Origin of the sequence: Bacterioplanoides sp., from assembly GCF_965219715.1 — a bacterium.
In the GTDB taxonomy this organism is placed as follows: domain Bacteria; phylum Pseudomonadota; class Gammaproteobacteria; order Pseudomonadales; family Oceanobacteraceae; genus Bacterioplanoides.
On record NZ_OZ244785.1, the window covers coordinates 3,645,368 to 3,662,500 of the forward strand.

Annotated in this window: 13 protein-coding genes (1 of these 13 running past the window's edge); 8 read left to right on the forward strand and 5 right to left on the reverse strand. The window is 48.8% G+C overall.

The window, feature by feature from the left end:
* Window positions 1-15: 15 nt before the first annotated feature.
* Complete coding sequence (locus ACOQOZ_RS16965; RefSeq protein ID WP_420589339.1) at window positions 16-2,268, reverse strand: ricin-type beta-trefoil lectin domain protein; 2,253 nt, start codon at window positions 2,266-2,268, stop codon at window positions 16-18.
* 386 nt (window positions 2,269-2,654) lie between these two features.
* Between ACOQOZ_RS16965 and ACOQOZ_RS16970 the strand changes: the two genes are divergently transcribed.
* The 4 genes from ACOQOZ_RS16970 (at window position 2,655) to ACOQOZ_RS16985 (ending at window position 8,697) form a co-directional block, all read left to right on the forward strand.
* Window positions 2,655-3,704, forward strand: a complete 1,050-nt coding sequence (locus ACOQOZ_RS16970; RefSeq protein ID WP_420589340.1) for a lipin/Ned1/Smp2 family protein — start codon at window positions 2,655-2,657, stop codon at window positions 3,702-3,704.
* A 157-nt stretch (window positions 3,705-3,861) separates the two neighbouring features.
* Window positions 3,862-5,070, forward strand: a complete 1,209-nt coding sequence (gene zigA, locus ACOQOZ_RS16975; RefSeq protein WP_420592429.1) for a zinc metallochaperone GTPase ZigA — start codon at window positions 3,862-3,864, stop codon at window positions 5,068-5,070.
* Window positions 5,071-5,206: 136 nt separating this feature from the next.
* A complete protein-coding gene (locus tag ACOQOZ_RS16980; RefSeq protein ID WP_420589341.1) occupies window positions 5,207-7,291 on the forward strand; it encodes a TonB-dependent receptor in 2,085 nt (694 codons plus the stop codon).
* Between the two features lie 20 nt (window positions 7,292-7,311).
* Window positions 7,312-8,697 (forward strand): hypothetical protein, encoded by a 1,386-nt coding sequence (locus ACOQOZ_RS16985; RefSeq protein WP_420589342.1) that lies wholly within the window; start codon window positions 7,312-7,314, stop codon window positions 8,695-8,697.
* Window positions 8,698-8,849: 152 nt separating this feature from the next.
* Here ACOQOZ_RS16985 and ACOQOZ_RS16990 read toward each other — a convergent pair whose 3' ends face one another.
* The 4 genes from ACOQOZ_RS16990 to ilvC all read right to left on the reverse strand — a co-directional run bounded on the left by ACOQOZ_RS16990 (window position 8,850) and on the right by ilvC (window position 13,444).
* The gene (locus ACOQOZ_RS16990) at window positions 8,850-9,605 is read right to left on the reverse strand and encodes a substrate-binding periplasmic protein (protein ID WP_420589343.1); all 756 of its coding nucleotides are present in this window, start codon (window positions 9,603-9,605) and stop codon (window positions 8,850-8,852) included.
* Between the two features lie 71 nt (window positions 9,606-9,676).
* Window positions 9,677-10,693: a M48 family metallopeptidase gene (locus ACOQOZ_RS16995; protein WP_420589344.1), complete on the reverse strand. Its 1,017-nt coding sequence runs from the start codon at window positions 10,691-10,693 to the stop codon at window positions 9,677-9,679.
* Between the two features lie 2 nt (window positions 10,694-10,695).
* Complete coding sequence (locus ACOQOZ_RS17000; protein ID WP_420589345.1) at window positions 10,696-11,772, reverse strand: YjgN family protein; 1,077 nt, start codon at window positions 11,770-11,772, stop codon at window positions 10,696-10,698.
* A 181-nt stretch (window positions 11,773-11,953) separates the two neighbouring features.
* The gene (gene ilvC, locus ACOQOZ_RS17005; RefSeq protein WP_420589346.1) at window positions 11,954-13,444 is read right to left on the reverse strand and encodes a ketol-acid reductoisomerase; all 1,491 of its coding nucleotides are present in this window, start codon (window positions 13,442-13,444) and stop codon (window positions 11,954-11,956) included.
* Window positions 13,445-13,696: 252 nt separating this feature from the next.
* On the opposite strand from ilvC, the gene ilvY reads away from it, so the two are divergent.
* The 4 genes from ilvY to ACOQOZ_RS17025 form a co-directional block, all read left to right on the forward strand.
* Window positions 13,697-14,632, forward strand: coding sequence for an HTH-type transcriptional activator IlvY (gene ilvY, locus ACOQOZ_RS17010; protein WP_420589347.1), 936 nt, complete (start codon window positions 13,697-13,699; stop codon window positions 14,630-14,632).
* Between the two features lie 45 nt (window positions 14,633-14,677).
* Window positions 14,678-15,481, forward strand: coding sequence for a CDP-diacylglycerol--serine O-phosphatidyltransferase (gene pssA, locus ACOQOZ_RS17015; protein WP_420589348.1), 804 nt, complete (start codon window positions 14,678-14,680; stop codon window positions 15,479-15,481).
* Between the two features lie 107 nt (window positions 15,482-15,588).
* Window positions 15,589-16,587: a protein-methionine-sulfoxide reductase catalytic subunit MsrP gene (gene msrP / locus ACOQOZ_RS17020; protein WP_420589349.1), complete on the forward strand. Its 999-nt coding sequence runs from the start codon at window positions 15,589-15,591 to the stop codon at window positions 16,585-16,587.
* Between the two features lie 19 nt (window positions 16,588-16,606).
* On the forward strand, window positions 16,607-17,133 hold the 5' portion of the coding sequence (locus tag ACOQOZ_RS17025) for a sulfite oxidase heme-binding subunit YedZ (RefSeq protein ID WP_420589350.1). It continues 94 nt past the right edge of the window; 527 of the gene's 621 nt are visible here — the first part of the coding sequence; the start codon lies at window positions 16,607-16,609; the stop codon falls past the right edge of the window.

Here is a 17,133-nt window from a genome sequence, read left to right on the forward strand (position 1 = left end):
ATTTCTGGCAATAAATTAACGCTCAACCGGAAGAACATGCCAGCCCTGATTTCCTACCTTGTTTTCCCAATTGGCCAGGCGCACCAGGTTGTCGCGTGGATGATCCAGCACAACGTTGTGATTATTCTCCGGGAAAATGGATAACGCTTCGCGGGTGCGGGCATAACCACCCCAATACGGCATATTAATTTTCCAGCTCATGTTGGCGTGGTTGGCAATACAGTCCCAGATATGTGGTTCGGTTTCTGCCCATAGCTGACCTTTATTATCGAGACAGGCGCCATGATTAGCTTTTAATTTGATTTGTCCGTTTTCTTCGAACCACAACATATTATCGGCGTTGCCGGAAATGGTATGAGTACGGCAGTTTTTCGCTTTGATGTAGGCGGTTCGCCAGCCACCATCGGCTGTTAAGCAATGATGGTTGTGGTTTACCAGAGCAAAGTACTGATGCTTATGGTCACGACTGGCATCCGTTACCTGATTTTCGCCGGTGCTGCTGACGGCAAAATGTTTTTCGAAAATCCACTTACGATTGTTGTGTTCACTGCTGCGATTCCAGACGATTAACGGAGCGCCGGCCTGAGTGTCGTGGCTGTCGAGTGCGTTGGCGTCGGTATGAGACGGAACCAGCTGTTGGCCAATCACGTTAAATTGCAGATTCGGGTGAGGGTTACTCAAACAGGTATACACCTGCATACGATGACCGCTGTTGCCATTGCCCTGAGTATCCAGACAATAATTGCCTTTCATCGATTTAATGTAGCCGTTGTCCGGGTTGTAACTCCAGCGCTGCTCGATCGAAGCGTCACAATGTTGCATGTACACTTTGGTGCCATTGCTCAGGTGACCTTTACTCAGGCCGACACACAGCCCCGAGCCTTTATTAACAATGGCAAAACCAGGTTGACGGGTAACATCGTTAACAACGACATCACCGTTGTGGTCCAGCCCCAGTCCAGCTGCCAGCTTTACCGGGCCTTTTTTATAAATAAAACTACTGGACTCGGCGATGTCCTGTAATGAACGCGACGGAATTGCGGTGAAGCTCAGTTCAATATCGGTGGCCACGCTTTCTGACGGGATATAGATGGCTTCGGGTTCGAAACGGAAGCCTTCTTTGAATGGACGGATGGAAACGGTTTGACCATGCGGACGTGGAAAATCAAATTTCCCCGGCCCGTTTGGAGTAACAACGGTGCGGCCATGGTAACCGTTCCAGTCAAACCAGTTTTCACCATCGTTCAAATTCAGATTATCAAGACGTACCGAATAACCCACTTTGTTTAAAACGTTGCCGTCCGGATCTTTGACCTCACCATAAGCCGATGGCACCTGATTAAGAATATTGGCGGCCCGCATTGCCGTCATATTCACACTGCGACGACTGGGGAAGTCGACATTTAAGTGGCTGATCCGGTGGCCTGCTTCAATCCATTTCTCAATACTGTGACCAACTAACCGGGCGTGAATAAAATCAGCGTCACCGGTAGAGCCCCAGCCCGCCGCGTCGGCTAAAGCAAAAGCGTTAAAGCGAATAAAATCGACACCGTTGGGGTTGTCGATACGGTCGCCAAACGGGCCGCTGCGTTCGGTGTGTTTGGTGGAGGTGCCTGCCGTTTTCCAGCCCCAGGAATGACCTCGGGTACCGGAAACAAAAATCAGGCGTTTGCCCCGTGCCGCCAGTTCATTAATCGTGGGAGGGCGGGTTTCATAATCTTCGCGTTTATATACGGCGTCGCCATAACCGAGTTTTTCCAGCTCCCGGAACATATATTCCTGACGTGCTTCAAATTCCTGCGGCGCTTCCCAGTGACCAAAGCCATCCATTTTAATAAAGATAACTTCGTTGCCGATACGACTCAGGCCATCGGTGATTTCTTTCAGAATATCTTTGAAATAATAGGAATTGCCGTCCAGCCATGGACGACCATCACTGCCGTGATAAACGCACCAGCGATCGCCTTCCTGATACACATCGATTTCCAGAAAACGTAAGCCCATATCAATCTGCTCAGCGATGGAGCGGTGTACGTTTTTATTGTCGCCTAATAAAAAATTATTGTCGGCACAGCTACTCGGGCTGGTGCCGCTGCGGTTAAAACTGTTGTGGCTGCCTGGCAGAGTAATCTGGTTAATCGGCTTGTCATGCAGGCTATCGGGAATACTGAACGTGTGGCTATCGGAGTAATCAAACGCGACGGCTGCAATACTACAGCCACTCAATGCAGCCAGCAGCGGTAGCTGCTTCAGAGAGGGGAACTTCATAAATCACCTGTTGTTATTTTGTTATGGCTGCGCCAAGGGTAGCTCTCCGGGTGTATCGAACGGAGTGCAGATCAGTCCGCTTTTCGGTGGCGGAACAACAGGTTTTAACCGGGGTTGCGGGTTTGTTGTGTCAGTGGCTTATCTAAACAGCTCATTACTGCATAAGTCAGCGATGCTTCATTAACAACTTGGCTCAATTGGATGCGACGCAACGGGATAACTTTACGCTGTTTTGGCGCGATCGTTCCTATCTGAGAATGATTTTTATTGACAGAATGTCGGCCGAACCACAAAACAGTCATGTAACTGTCACAACAATAAAGATAATAACGGTTCACGAAAAAGCGCCAAACCAACCGTTCGACAACAACAACCCGAGGTTTTTTATGCGTGTTCCATCTCTCACCCAAACAACACTGGCTGCCGCTCTGACACTGGCAGCAAGCAGCAGCTTTGCCATGTCTGATCCGAAAGCCGTTGATGATATTTCCGGCGATGATATCGATATCGTACTGGACGGCGTGGTTAACTGTACCGACTTCGATGCTGGTCAGAATCCGGCGGCATTCCAGTTTCCGGCGAAACAGAGCTTCGATCATTTCAGCAGCCGTATTACGGCGCGCAGCACCCCGTATCACATGGGCCACGACCGTGTGACCAAAGCCGGTGAAGCGGTAACCGTTACCGGTAAGTTCGATTATGGCGCCATCCTGCACAAAGATCTGGAAGACGAAAAAGTACGTGCTTACCTCAGTGGCACAGGCAAAGACGGCTGGGATTACCTGGGCGAGTTCACCACCAACAGCGATGGCAAAATCTTCGTACCGGTGGACGGTCAGCAGGAAGGCCAGTACGTATTACGTATGGTAGTGATGGGTGATCTGACCTACGCCGATGCCTATATCACTGCGATTGAGCCAGGCAAAAAAGCCGTGGTATTTGATATCGATGAAACTCTGACCAAAAGTGATCTGGAACAGATTCTCGATTACACCGGTATCGAAGCTGCCGAAGCACGCCCGGCTGCGGGTCAGTTAGTTCAGGAATATCTGGATCGTGGTTACCATCCGGTATTTATTACTGCGCGTAGCTACTGGTACGCCAAAGACAGCCGTCGCTGGTTACGCGACACCCTGAATCTGCCGGACTTCACTCTGCGTACCACATTGGCCAACGAACAGGGCCTGTTTGAAACGGCACAATATAAAACCGAAGTGATGAATGAAATGAAGGCTGCGGGCCTTGAGTTCTTCCGCGCTTACGGTAACGCCGATACCGATGCCGAAGCCTTCAACAATGCTGGCATTCCGCTATCACAGACTTACATCATCGGTGACAAAGCCGGTATCAACGGCACTCAGCCAATCACGACCGAAGGTTATGAGCAGCACATCTCTGATGTTGTTCTGAGCACGCCACACAGCGGTTGTAACTAACTTCTCTTCAGCTTTCCCGGAAAGCGGTTGCACATCAGCCCCGGCTGACCTCGCCATTTAATGGCCTGGTCAGCCGGGGTTTTTTTGTGCGATTGGATCTGGATAGTAAATGTTATAATATAACATTTACTATAAGATAAGCTTGAAGAGAACGATGATGAACACTGTCGATAAACGCTTACCGGTGACCTTGTTATCCGGTTTTCTCGGCGCTGGTAAAACAACCTTGCTGAATCACATTCTGCATAATCGCGATGCGCTCAGGGTGGCTGTGATCGTGAATGATATGAGTGAAATCAATATCGATGCGGCCCAGGTCAAAAACGAAATATCGTTTAATCGCACCGAAGAAAAACTGGTGGAAATGAGCAACGGCTGCATCTGCTGCACCCTGCGGGAAGATTTGCTGCTGGAAGTCAGTCGCCTGGCAAAAGACGAGCGTTTTGATTATCTGGTGATTGAATCGACCGGTATTTCTGAGCCGTTACCGGTTGCAGAAACCTTCACCTTCGCTGATGAAGATGGCACCAGTCTGGCCGACATCGCTCGGCTGGACACGCTGGTGACCGTGGTGGATGCGTTTAATTTTCTGAAAGACTTCCGCGAAGCACGGATGTTACAGGAAACCGGAGAATCTCTGGGGGAAGATGATGAACGCAGTGTTGCTGATTTGTTGGTCGATCAGGTCGAGTTTTGCGACAAAATTATTATCAATAAAACCGACCGTGTCAGTGCAACTGAGCTTGCCGAGCTGAAAAGCATCCTTGGCAGTCTTAACCCGGATGCTGAGCAGATGACAGCGGAATTCGGCCGTATCGATACCGGTAAAATTCTGGCAACTCATTCTTTCAGCTTTGATAAAGCACAACAGGCGCCGGGCTGGCTGAAAGAGATGCGTGGCGAACATGTGCCTGAAACCGAAGAATACGGCATCAGCAGTTTCAGTTATGAAGCACGTAAACCGTTTCATCCTAAGAAGTTTTATGACTTCCTGCATCAGGATTGGCCAGACGGTAAGTTGATTCGCTCTAAAGGCTTTTTCTGGTTAGCAACACGTCCGCAATTTGCTGGTCAGTGGAGTCAGGCCGGTGGTATTGCCCATCATGGTTTTGGCGGCATGTTCTGGAAAGCGGTACCAAAAGATCGCTGGCCGGACGATGAGGAATATCTGCAGTTTATACAAGAAAAATGGGTCGAGCCGTTTGGCGATATGCGCCAGGAACTGGTGTTTATTGGTCAGAACCTCGATTCGGAAACAACCCGTGAACGACTGGATGAGTGTTTATTAAGTGAAGACGAACTGATGCAGGGGGCTGAATTCTGGCAAACCCTGGATGATCCGTTCCCGATCTGGCAAGAGAGTTGAGGTCAGCCTTGGCTCTGAACAGGTTTTGTTCGTTTTTTGTGCGTAATAACTTGTCAATGAGTGTATTGTTATAATATAACTTGCACGCTTCGACATCCGGGACAGTTGCCCGGATTATTTTTATGGTTTTATTGTTATGTTATATCGTATTTTTCTTGCTGGCGCAGTTGCGGCAGGCACGGCTTCACAGGCGTCCGCTGTTGAACTCGATACCGTGGTTGTCAGCTCAGGTGATGATTCATCGTTAGCGGATGTTGCTCAGCCAGTGCTGGTTCTGGATCAGCAGGCGCTGGCGAAGAATCCCGGTGACACACTGGGTACTTTGCTGGAGCAGCAGCCGGGTATCAGCAATGCTTCATTCGGCCCGGGTGTCGGTCGCCCGGTTTTGCGCGGCATGAGTGGTAGCCGGGTAAAAATGATGATCAATGGCCATGACAGTGCTGATTTATCGGCGATGAGTTCTGACCATGCACCGATGGCTGAAGCTGCAAACGCCAGCCAGGTTGAAGTGATTCAGGGCCCAGCGACCTTGCTGTTTGGTGGAGGTGCGATTGGTGGTGTGGTTAATGTGATCGACAACAAGATTGCCCGCCAGCCAGTGAACAAAACGGAAGGGCGGGTCAGCGCCAAAGTTGATAGCAATGCATCGTCTCGTCAGCTGAATGCCGAGCTAAACGGTGGTAACGGCGAATTTGCCTGGCACATCAGCGGCTTTGATAAATCGACCGATGATTACAAGGCTGCAGACTCAAAAACCGTTAATAACAGCGATACTTCGGGCAAAGGCTTCAGTTTGGGTGTCAGTCGTACTTCAGCTGAGACAGGTTTTATTGGCTTCAGTGTTTCCCAAAGCGAATACGATTATGGCGTGCCTAACGAAAAGGATGAGCAAACCCGTGTTCGTCCGGAACAAATTCGCTATGACCTGAAATCGTCCTGGTTGAATCCATTCGCTGGCATTATCAGCTGGGACAACGAACTCTCATTTAATGACTATGAACACGATGAGCTGACGAAACCAACGGTTGAAGGTCTGTTTGATCAGGAAACCTGGGAGTACAACAGCCGTCTTCGTCATCAGGCTATTTGGGGCTGGCAGGGACATCTGGGGCTGCACCTCAGTCAGCAGCTGATGCAGTTGTGTCACGACCACGCTGGTTGTTCAAAAATTCCTGACTACAGCAGCCAGAGCTGGAACGGTTTTAAAGGTGGTGCGTTCACCCAACGTGGTGGTTTTGAGTTTGCTCACAACACTCCGATGCCGGAAACCAAAACCACCGATATTGGTTATTTCCTGGTAGAAAAGCGCGACTGGCAGAACGACTCACTGGGTAACGGTAATTTTGAGCTGGGTGCGCGGGTGGATTTCCGCACTATCGCGTCGGATCCTAAAACCATTGCGCCATCGAGCCGCCAGGATGAAAGTTACTACGACGATAAATACTTCGCGCCACTGACTCTGTCGTTTGCGTCGACCTGGAATATTTCACCACAACAGCGTTGGGCGATCAGCGTGGCACGTGCCCAGCGTGCGCCGGATGCTCAGGAAATGTTCTGGAACGGCGACCATCACGCTACCTTCTCTTATCAGCTGGATAACCCTGAATTGAAGGAAGAAACGGCTTACACCCTGGATATCAACTGGACCTACGCCAGCGAGCAGTTATTTACCCTCATCTCGGCTTATCGCTATCAATTCGATGATTACATTTATAACGATTTAAAAGCGGTTAAAGACCCTTATCACGGTAATGCCGTTTACCGCTACGAACAGGCGGATGCAGAGTTCTACGGCGGTGAGATCACTTCCGAATACGCTCTGACAGAACAATGGCACGTGCTGGTTCAGGCGGATTATGTGTCTGCGCAGCTAACCAAAGCCGTGGCTGGCAGTTCGAATAAAAACCTGCCGCGTACGCCACCGGCGACTGCGTTGTTGCAATTGGGCTGGCACCACAATCAATGGCAGGCAGAAGTTGAAAACCGCTGGTCGCTGGCACAAAACAAAACCGCAGCGGAAGAAACCGCAGCAGCTGCTTATCAGCATGTTAATGCCCGGGTTAATTACAGCATGATGCTGGCAACCGATTATGAGTGGCAGCTTGGCCTGCAGGTAACCAATTTATTTGATGCACCGGGACGCAATCACGTTTCTTACCTGAAACAGTTTGCGCCACTACCGGGACGCAACATCAGTTTATCGACATCGATACAGTTTTAACTCACCCGTTGGAGAAATTTATGCAATTTAAAAAATCCGTTTTATCAGCACTGGTGCTGACTGCGGCATTAACCGGCTGTAAAGACAGCAGTGATAACAAACCTGCGCAGACTCGTGAAGGTGTCGAAACTTCCGGTCGTTTACTGGTTGCAGATGCAGAAAACGCAACGGTGTCGGTGATTAATCCAAAAGGCGGCAGTGTGCTGGAAACCATTACGCTGAACTCTGCTGCGAAAGCACTGAATGCCTCACCTCAATACCGTTATGGTCTGGTTAGCCAGGATGACCAGGTTCAGATTATTGATGGCGGTTTATATCTGGTTCCTCACGATGATCACTTTGATTTGAGTGAAAACGACCCGCAATTAATCAACAAAACCCTGACGGGTACCAATCCAACGCATTTTCGTCATAACGAAAAATACGCGGCATATTTCTTTGATGGTGTGAAAGGTACTGCGTCGAAAGTTATTACCCTGGACGACGAAGCCATTGGTCATAACGAAGAGCGTGAGCTGCAGTTAAACAACAATATGCACGGTACCGCCGAGCCTCGTGGTGACTTCGTTCTGACCACCTACCGTGCTCCGGAAGCGGCTGATAATGATGTTTTGCCATCTGCAGTTGAGCTGTATCACTTCCACGATAACGCTTTCGAAAAAGAAGAGTTAGCAAACGCAAACTGTGACAAGTTACACGGCAGCTTCTCCACTGAAGAAGCCAGCGTATTTGGCTGTGCTGATAGCGTTCTGGTTGTTAAACAGTCTGGTGAAAACTTCACTGCCTCGAACATTGCCAATCCGGCAGGTATGACTGGCCGCATCGGTAGCTTTACCGGTCATGCCGATGGTCACGTTGTCGCGGGCTGGGCTTCAAGCGCGTTGTACGCTATCCATCTGGAAGACAACGAAATTGAGCTGGTGGACTGGAGCGAAGGCGAAGGTGCGAAAAAACACGCCGCCATCATGGACGACGAAGGCAAAGCGATGCTGGTACTGGATGACACCGGTACGCTGCACGTTCTGTCGGTTCATGAAGAGCACGATCATGAAGGTGAAGCCAAAGCAGAAACCAAAGCCGCAGCTGCTGAAGAAAGTGAAGAGGAGCATGCGTTTGAGCGTACTGCCAAAATTAAAGTTCTGGAAACCATTCCTGAATTCACAGGCCACGATAGCGTACAAATGGCGGTAAGCCCGGACAGCGACGAAGTATTCGTGGTTGATGCTGTTGCGAAGCAGATCGTTGTGGTGGATTTAGCGGAAAAAGAAGTGAAAGAGCGTATTGCACTGACATTCAAACCGTCAAAACTGGCCTGGGTTGGTGCTGCGGGCGAACATCAGGATCATGGTGAAGATGGCCACAATCACAAAGAAGGCGAGTCTCACGATCATAAAGAAGGTGAATGATTCAGTTCTGACATGACTTTTCAGAGTCAGTGATCAGGATATTTGTTTGGCGAGGTCCTGATCATTCTTTGCCGCGATACCGATTCGGTATCGCGGTTTTTTTATGGCTGAAAGAAAGCATGACCAACCACCAGATGGGCTGGAAAGTTAATTTATTTCTTCAGTTCGGCCAGGCGTCCGGAGGCTTGCAGACGTTTCATACCTTCATCAAAGCGTTGCTTGAAGCGGATGCTTTGTGGTGTTTTTTTCGAGATTAACAAGTAGAGCTCGGCAACGTAGAGTGGCTCTTCGATATAACCGAACTGATTTTGTTGCAGTGGAAAGTGTTGCTTTAGGATGTGTCTGGCAACCGTTAAATCAATGGGGAAAAAGTCGATCTGCTTTTTCAGCAGGAACCGAAAACCAAGCTTGTCTTCGTTGTAACGACGAATCAGAAAGTGGCCCTCTTTTTCTTTGTTATCGAATTTTTCACCGTATTCATAACCCAGAGTACCGCCGACACGATATGGCTTAAGCAGATTCTCGCGCCAGACTTCTCCCCACTTCAGTGGCGAATCTTTGTGATAAAAAAGCACTGTTGTTTCGGTTGAGATGGGTTGTTCAGAAAACCAGAAATCCTGTTTGCGCTCTTCGGTGATTGCCCAACCCAGTGATGCATCGAGTTCACCAGCTCTTGCTGCTTCGAGTGCCCGGCTCCACGGCAGAAACTCGTATTTCACCGTTACACCAACTTGTTCAAAGGCTTCGCTGACGATCTGAGAAGTGACGCCGTAGTGAGGCAGTTGTTGCGAGATATAGGGTGGCCACTCACCGCTGCTGATGGTGATCACGTCCTGTGCCTGGCTTGATGGTGTCAGCAGCCACAGGCTGAGAAACAGAAAGCTGATACTTCTTTTTATGCTCTGCATGGAAAAACCTGATCCGACCTGTGTTTTAACGCTAGATCAGGTGGCTGTTCTGTGCAAAACATTGGTGCAGGTCAGAACTGTCTTGCCCGCTCAATACGTTCCTGTGTGTCTGGATGTGAGCTCAGATAGTCGAGCCACTCCGATTCAGGCAAATCAGTTTCGTGTGCTTGCTGTAACCGCTCCATCGCTTCAGCAAATAATTCCGGACTCATTCCCAGTGCGGTTAATTGCTTAAAGGCGTAGGTATCAGCCTCACTTTCCATATCCCGAGAGAAAGCGCTTTGCATCAGTGCGGTACCTGTACCTAATACAACTTCACCCGCGCCTTCGATGTCGCCAAACATCATGGCAAACAATACACTGGTTGCGACGGATTGGGTGGCCAGTTTCATGCCGTGCTGATGATGTACATGGCCGATTTCATGCAGCAATACTGATGTAAGCACATCGGGCTTGTCTGCTGTCAGTTCGACAATCTGATCGGTGATGATAACGGTGCCGTCGGGTAGGGCAAAGGCATTTGGGCCGGCGGAAAAAGAGCGGAACTTCAGTGTGTACTGGTCAGGTGGCAGGGCCAGCTGATTAAGAACCTGGTTCCATTGATCAGTAATAGCTTTTTGACGTTCATTACTGAGCTTTGATTCATCCAGATGAATTTTATCAATTACCGCCAGCGTCTGCTCTGATAACTCAGCAACAACGCGGTCTGGAATAAGCGGTACAACAGCTTCACTCGCGCCTGGGATAACTTTATTAATCATCAGCCAGACAAAACCTGGTACCAGAATGAGTGCGATAACAACCGTTAACCAGTTGCGCTCCAGTAATTCTGGAATGCGTTGTCCGCTTTTTTGCGCAGACCAGCGGAATTGAGGGTTATCGGGTATAAAGCGATCGTTATTATTAAAGATCAGATCAACAGGTAATCCTGGAATCGCGTCGCTGAATTTTGCTTGTTCATTCAGGCATTGATTCAGGTGCTCACCTTCATTGGATTGAATACTGATATGGTCATCAGAGATAAAAGCGGTGGCAGCAAGGCTTCGTGCCTCGCCACCCCACTGATACATTCCCGTGATCTGTTTCATAACTATGTCAGGGAAAAGTCAGCATCAAATAAACCTGCTGCTTCCTCGCCAATTGCGGAATCCTGATCGGAAACCGTATTCATCAGGCTTTCGATACCGGGTTCAATATTCGCTTGAGTGGCAGCAGCTAAGAATGCATTTTTGCGAATCTTGGTAGCCGGGTAACCTAGCCCCAGGGTAAATATAATCAGAAGTGCGTTTGAGAAGTTCAACCATACAAAAGCAGGAATACGGATGTCTGAATTAAAAGATACGACGCTTTCAAGTTTCAGGTTATTCATAATATGGTTGCGAATCATGCTCTGAACGATGGCCGCGACTAGATAATTGATGAAGTAAAATCCCAGAAGCATGGAAAGGACGATAATATCAACCGCTTCACTATTGCCTTCTAAGCCTGTCCCGGCGGCAAATTTAGCACCAACTCCCAGTACGCCGAATACTGCGAGAATTGCCAGCATCGCGAAGATTATTGTGCCTGCTACAACAAACATAATCATGTAGTAATGGCCTACACGTGAATCTAACTTGAATCGTTTGCCTCCATAAGAAATATTTTCATGTATGTATTTATGCACTTTTTGCAGTGCCCATGGCATTGCCAAGCCAAATGTTAATACAGCAGCCAATGGCAGCAGGAAAAAATAGCCCAGTGCATTGGAGTAGGTCGCATGAAATGAGAAGCGAACATCACGATAGGCTGTCATTCGCAGTGAGAATTTAATTCCCTGAATTAACAACCAAGGCATCGCACCCAATAACACTAAAATTGCTGCCACGCCTGCTAACGGGTTGAGGCTATTGAGTAAGGCATATGTGCCAAATAAAGCTACAGCAATAATACGACCGCGCAAAATCTGAATGGGTGTTGCCAGATAGCGTAAACGATGACCATCAACCTGAGTGTGACCATACAGATATTGGGTATTCCGTACTTTTGCCCAGGCGCTGTAAATACCAAAAGTAATAATGGTTAGCAGCATATTAACCAGCCAAAGTTTGGTGTACTCCATTTTCTGGCCAGAGAATTCGATAGGGACAGTTTTGGAGGCGGCAGATTCTGCTGTGATCTCTGTCATTTTTACATCCTTGTTGCGAGTAGATAAAAGAACCGGCTATTTATATATAAGTCATTATTTGAAGGCAAGCATAAAAAATCCCCGGCAGATTCGATCTGTCGGGGATTTAAGTCCATGGATGGACGGTACGCCGAAAACGCTGGGAGCAGTTTTCGGCGCAGGCTGTATCAGCAGTAGCTTATTACTTAGAAGCTTCTACGATACGCTTCATATCAGTCATGTAGCCACGCAGCTCCTGACCAACCCACTCAACAGGGTGGTTACGAACCAGATCATTTACTTCGATCAGGCGAGCGTTGTCGACAGAGTTAGACTTCAGGTTCAGGCCTTTACCGATAACATCAGTAGAGATGTGTGGCATGAACTTCTCGCGCAGCAGAGGCACTGCAGCGTGAGCGAACAGGTAGCAGCCGTATTCTGCAGTGTCAGAGATAACAACGTTCATCTCGTACAGTTTCTTACGAGCGATGGTGTTAGCGATCAGTGGAGTTTCGTGCAGAGACTCGTAGTAAGCAGACTCTTCAACGATGCCAGACTCAACCATGGTTTCGAATGCCAGCTCAACGCCCGCTTTAACCATAGCAACCAGCATTACGCCGTGATCGAAGTATTCTTGCTCGTCGATTTCAACGTCAGAAGCCGGAGCTTTTTCGAAGCCGGTTTCTGCCGTTTCTTCACGCCATTTCAGCAGGTTCGCATCGCCAGCGGCCCAGTCTTCCATCATGGTCTTGGAGAAGTGACCAGTCATGATGTCGTCCTGGTGCTTACGGAACAGAGGACGCATCAGTTCTTTCAGCTCTTCTGCCATGTCGAAAGCAACCAGCTTAGCTGGGTTAGACAGACGATCCATCATGTTAGTGATGCCGCCGTACTTCAGTGCTTCAGTAACAGTTTCCCAACCGTATTGGATCAGCTTGGCTGCGTAGCCTTCGTCGATACCGTCTTCAACCATTTTTTCGAAGCCCAGGATGGCGCCGGTTTGCAGCATGCCACACAGGATAGTTTGCTCACCCATCAGGTCAGACTTAACTTCGGCAACGAAAGAAGATTCCAGAACGCCAGCGCGGTCGCCGCCAGTTGCAGAAGCCCATGCTTTCGCTTGGTCGTGACCCTTACCTTCTGGATCGTTCTCTGGGTGAACAGCCATCAGAGTTGGTACACCGAAGCCACGCTTGTATTCTTCACGTACTTCAGAACCCGGGCACTTAGGAGCAACCATGATTACAGTTAAGTCTTCACGGATCTGCATGCCTTCTTCAACAATGTTGAAACCGTGGGAGTAACCCAGAGTTGCACCTTGCTTCATCAGTGGCATTACTGCTTCTACAACGCTGGTGTGCTGCTTGTCTGGAGTCAGGTTACAAACCAGATCTGCAGTTGGGATCAGTTCTTCGTAAGTACCAACGGTGAAACCGTTTTCAGAAGCATTCAGGAAAGACTGACGCTTTTCATCGATGGCTGCCTGGCGCAGAGCGTAAGAAACGTCCAGACCAGAATCGCGCATGTTCATACCCTGGTTCAGGCCCTGAGCACCACAACCAACGATAACAACTTTTTTACCTTTCAGAACTTCACAACCGTTTGCGAATTCTTCACGGTCCATGAAACGACAACGACCCAGCTGGTCCAGTTGCTGACGCAGGTTCAGCGTATTGAAATAGTTCTCACCCATGACAGGTTCTCCAATTAGTAGAGTGAATCCACCGGATGCCTTCCGATGAACAAAATCAAATCGGTGCGAATAATAGAAGAAGAAGGGTGTTGCGTAAAATGCTATATTTGCGGAATGGTGTTGCGTTTTTTGCAATGGAACCAGGGTGGTACTTCAACATTGTTTTCAGAGCTCCAGTGGTTCGCTGATTTCACCGCATAAAACTTCAGCGAACGCCGCAAGTACATCCCTGTAGGCTCTCGCGCTGCATCCATGCAGCCCAAGCCGCTGGCCGTTTTATCCAATGCAATCAGGATTAACTGTGAGGAAATCGTGGATTACAAAGACCTGCAATCATTTCTTAGCCTGTGCTCACACCTTCATTTAGGTAAGGCCAGCGAAGAACTACATATGAGCCCATCAACGCTGAGCCGACGTTTAGCTCGTATGGAAGAAGAAGTGGGCGCCACTTTATTAGTACGTGAAACCTCACCATTGTCGCTAACCAATGCCGGTGAGCTGTTTAAGCGCCACGCTGAAAGTACCTTATCCGATTGGCAACAGCTGAAGAGTTCAGTATCCGGGGAGGTGAGCGATCTGCAAGGGTCGTTGACGTTATTCTGTTCGGTAACCGCCAGTTACAGCTTTCTGGCAGATTTACTGGCGCGCTTTCGTGAGCGCTACCCGCTGGTCGATCTGCATATTCATACCGGTGATGCGGCTGAGTCGATTCTCAAGGTCGAGAATGGTGAAGCCGACATTGTGGTTGCTGCCCGTCCGGAGCAGCTCAGTGAGGAGCTGACGTTTAAAACCATTATGCCGTCGCCGCTTCTTTTTATAGCGCCGAAAAACACCACAACCATTTCCCAACTGAACCAGGCCGAAATTGATTGGTCGACGGTGCCGATGGTGCTGTCGGAGACTGGTTTGGCGCGCACTCGGGTGAATCACTGGTTTGCAGCTCGTGATATTCAACCGAATATTTATGCTCAGGTTTCTGGTCATGAGGCTATTGTCAGTATGGTGGCGTTGGGGGCCGGAGTTGGTGTGGTGCCGGAGTTGGTATTAAAGAACAGTCCGATGGCAGCGAGGGTGCGGGTGTTAGCGGTTCAGCCTGAGCTGGAGCCCTTTGCTGTTGGACTATGCGCTAAAACGCAACGAATGCAGGAGACATTGTTGCAGGCGTTATGGAAGACAGCAGCCCTGTAATACTCCATAATGCAGTGGTAAAAATGTATTTCTGATGAGTTAAGAATGAACCAAGAAGATAATAAGGTTGTTCCTTTGACTGATAACGCGCAAGACAGCCAGCCTCAGGGCGCTGATAAGCCAGCTAAGTGGCCTGGTCGTAAAGGTATCTATTTATTACCAAACCTGTTCACCACAGGTGCACTGTTTTCAGGTTTCTACGCTGTTGTGGCCAGTATGAATGGCCATTTTGAAAACGCTGCAATCGCGATTTTTATTGCCATGATTCTTGACGGTCTGGACGGTCGAGTTGCTCGTTTGACCAATACCCAGAGTGACTTTGGTGCCGAGTACGACAGTTTGGCGGATATGGTTTCCTTTGGTGTGGCTCCGGCGTTAGTGGCTTTCAGTTGGTCGATGCAGAGTTTAGGGAAAGTGGGCTGGGTTGCTGCCTTTATTTATGTTGCGGGTGCAGCGTTGCGTTTAGCACGTTTTAATACTCAGCTGGCAGTGGCAGATAAGAACTTCTTCACCGGCCTGGCCAGTCCTGCGGCAGCTGCGATTGTAGCTGGTACGGTTTGGGCTTTCAGTGAGACCGGCACCGCAGGTGCTGACATTGCCTGGTTAATGGCGTTGATTGTTCCGGGTGCGGGTTTATTGATGGTGAGTAACTTCCGTTACCACAGCTTCAAAGGTCTGGATCTGAAAGGCAAGGTACCTTTCGTTGCATTATTGGCCGTCGTTATGGTGTTTGTCGTGGTTTCTATTGACCCAGCCAAAGTACTGCTGGGTGTGTTTATGGGTTATGCCTTATCCGGCCCTGCATATGAAGCCTGGACTCGTCTGAAAAATAAAAAACAGGCGAACTGAATTTTTTAGCGATAACCTGTCTAACTCTGTTAACTACAATACGTAAATAACAAGCCACTTCAGTGGTGGGCCAGAATAAACTGGCAGAGTTGGACAGGAATATCGGCATGATCATTAATCGCAAGAAAAAGTCAGACGTTTTGCCGTCTGAAATTACTTCCCACAGTAGTTACCTCAACCGTCGCCAATTCCTTGGCCAAACTGCTGCTTTATCCATCGCAGCTGCTGCGTTACCCGCTCAGGCTATTCAAACCCATGAATCAACCCGCAAGCAGAGACCAGAATGGTTGGCAAAGCAGGTTGCTGCAGCCAAAGAGACTAAGTGGGGAAAAGGTGAAAGTCTGACGCCTTATTCGAATGTTACCCAATACAACAATTTCTACGAGTTCGGCACAGGTAAGGACGATCCTTATAAATATGCTTCGAAGTTTAAGACTGATCCCTGGATGGTCGAAATTGATGGCGAATGTGAAGTTAAAGGTAAATTCACTCTAGAAGACATCCTGAGTCAGGTGGATCTGGAAGAACGTATTTACCGCCTTCGTTGTGTAGAGGCCTGGTCAATGGTGATTCCGTGGATTGGTTTTGAGTTATCGGCACTGCTGAAGCGTTTCAAGCCATTGTCCTCAGCCAAATACGTTGAGTTCACAACCTTGCATGATCCGAAGCAAATGCCGGGTCAGCGTTCTGTTTTTTCCACGATTGATTGGCCCTATGTCGAAGGTTTGCGGATGGATGAAGCAATGAATCCGCTGACTCTGATGGCGGTAGGTTTATATGGTGAGGTGTTACCGAATCAGAATGGTGCACCGTTCCGCCTGGTTGTGCCTTGGAAGTATGGCTTTAAGAGCATTAAGTCGATCGTCAAAATCCGCTTTGTTGAAGAAATGCCTAAGACTACCTGGGCAGAACTTGCTCCAAGTGAATACGGCTTCTATGCCAATGTGAATCCGGAAGTCGATCATCCGCGTTGGTCCCAGGCGCGTGAACGTCGTTTACCTTCTGGCTTGTTTAAGCCGAATCGTATCGAGACCCAGATGTTTAATGGCTACGAAGAAGAGGTAGCCGCTATGTATTCTGGAATGAACCTGCGTAAGTTCTATTAATAGGTAGGTTGAAATTCATATGCTTGTTACCTTGCGGCGTATTGCCATCTTCCTGGTGTCGATGACGCCTTTCTTTTATCTGTTGCAGGCGGTAGTGCGTCTGCAGTCAGGTGAATGGGATATTCTCGGGCCAGAACCGGGGAAAGAGATTGTCTGGTTTACCGGCACCTGGGCGTTTAATTTTCTGTTAATCGCTTTAGCAGTGACGCCCATTAAAGATTTACTGAAGCAGAAGTGGCTGCTGGTGCATCGACGTATGTTGGGCTTGTTTGCATTCTTCTATGCGACGCTTCATTTACTGGCTTATTTTGCTTTCCTGTTGGAATGGCAATGGCAGGAGCTGGGCAAGGAAATTGTTGATCGTCCTTATCTGTTGGTAGGAATGCTTGCCTGGCTGCTGTTGGTTCCTCTGACTGTTACTTCTACTAAGAAATGGCAGCGCCGCCTTAAGCGTAACTGGAAGAAGTTGCACAAACTGGTTTATTTCATTGGCTTGCTGGCGGCCGTTCACTATTTGTTACAGATTCGTTCTAGCTGGTTCGAACC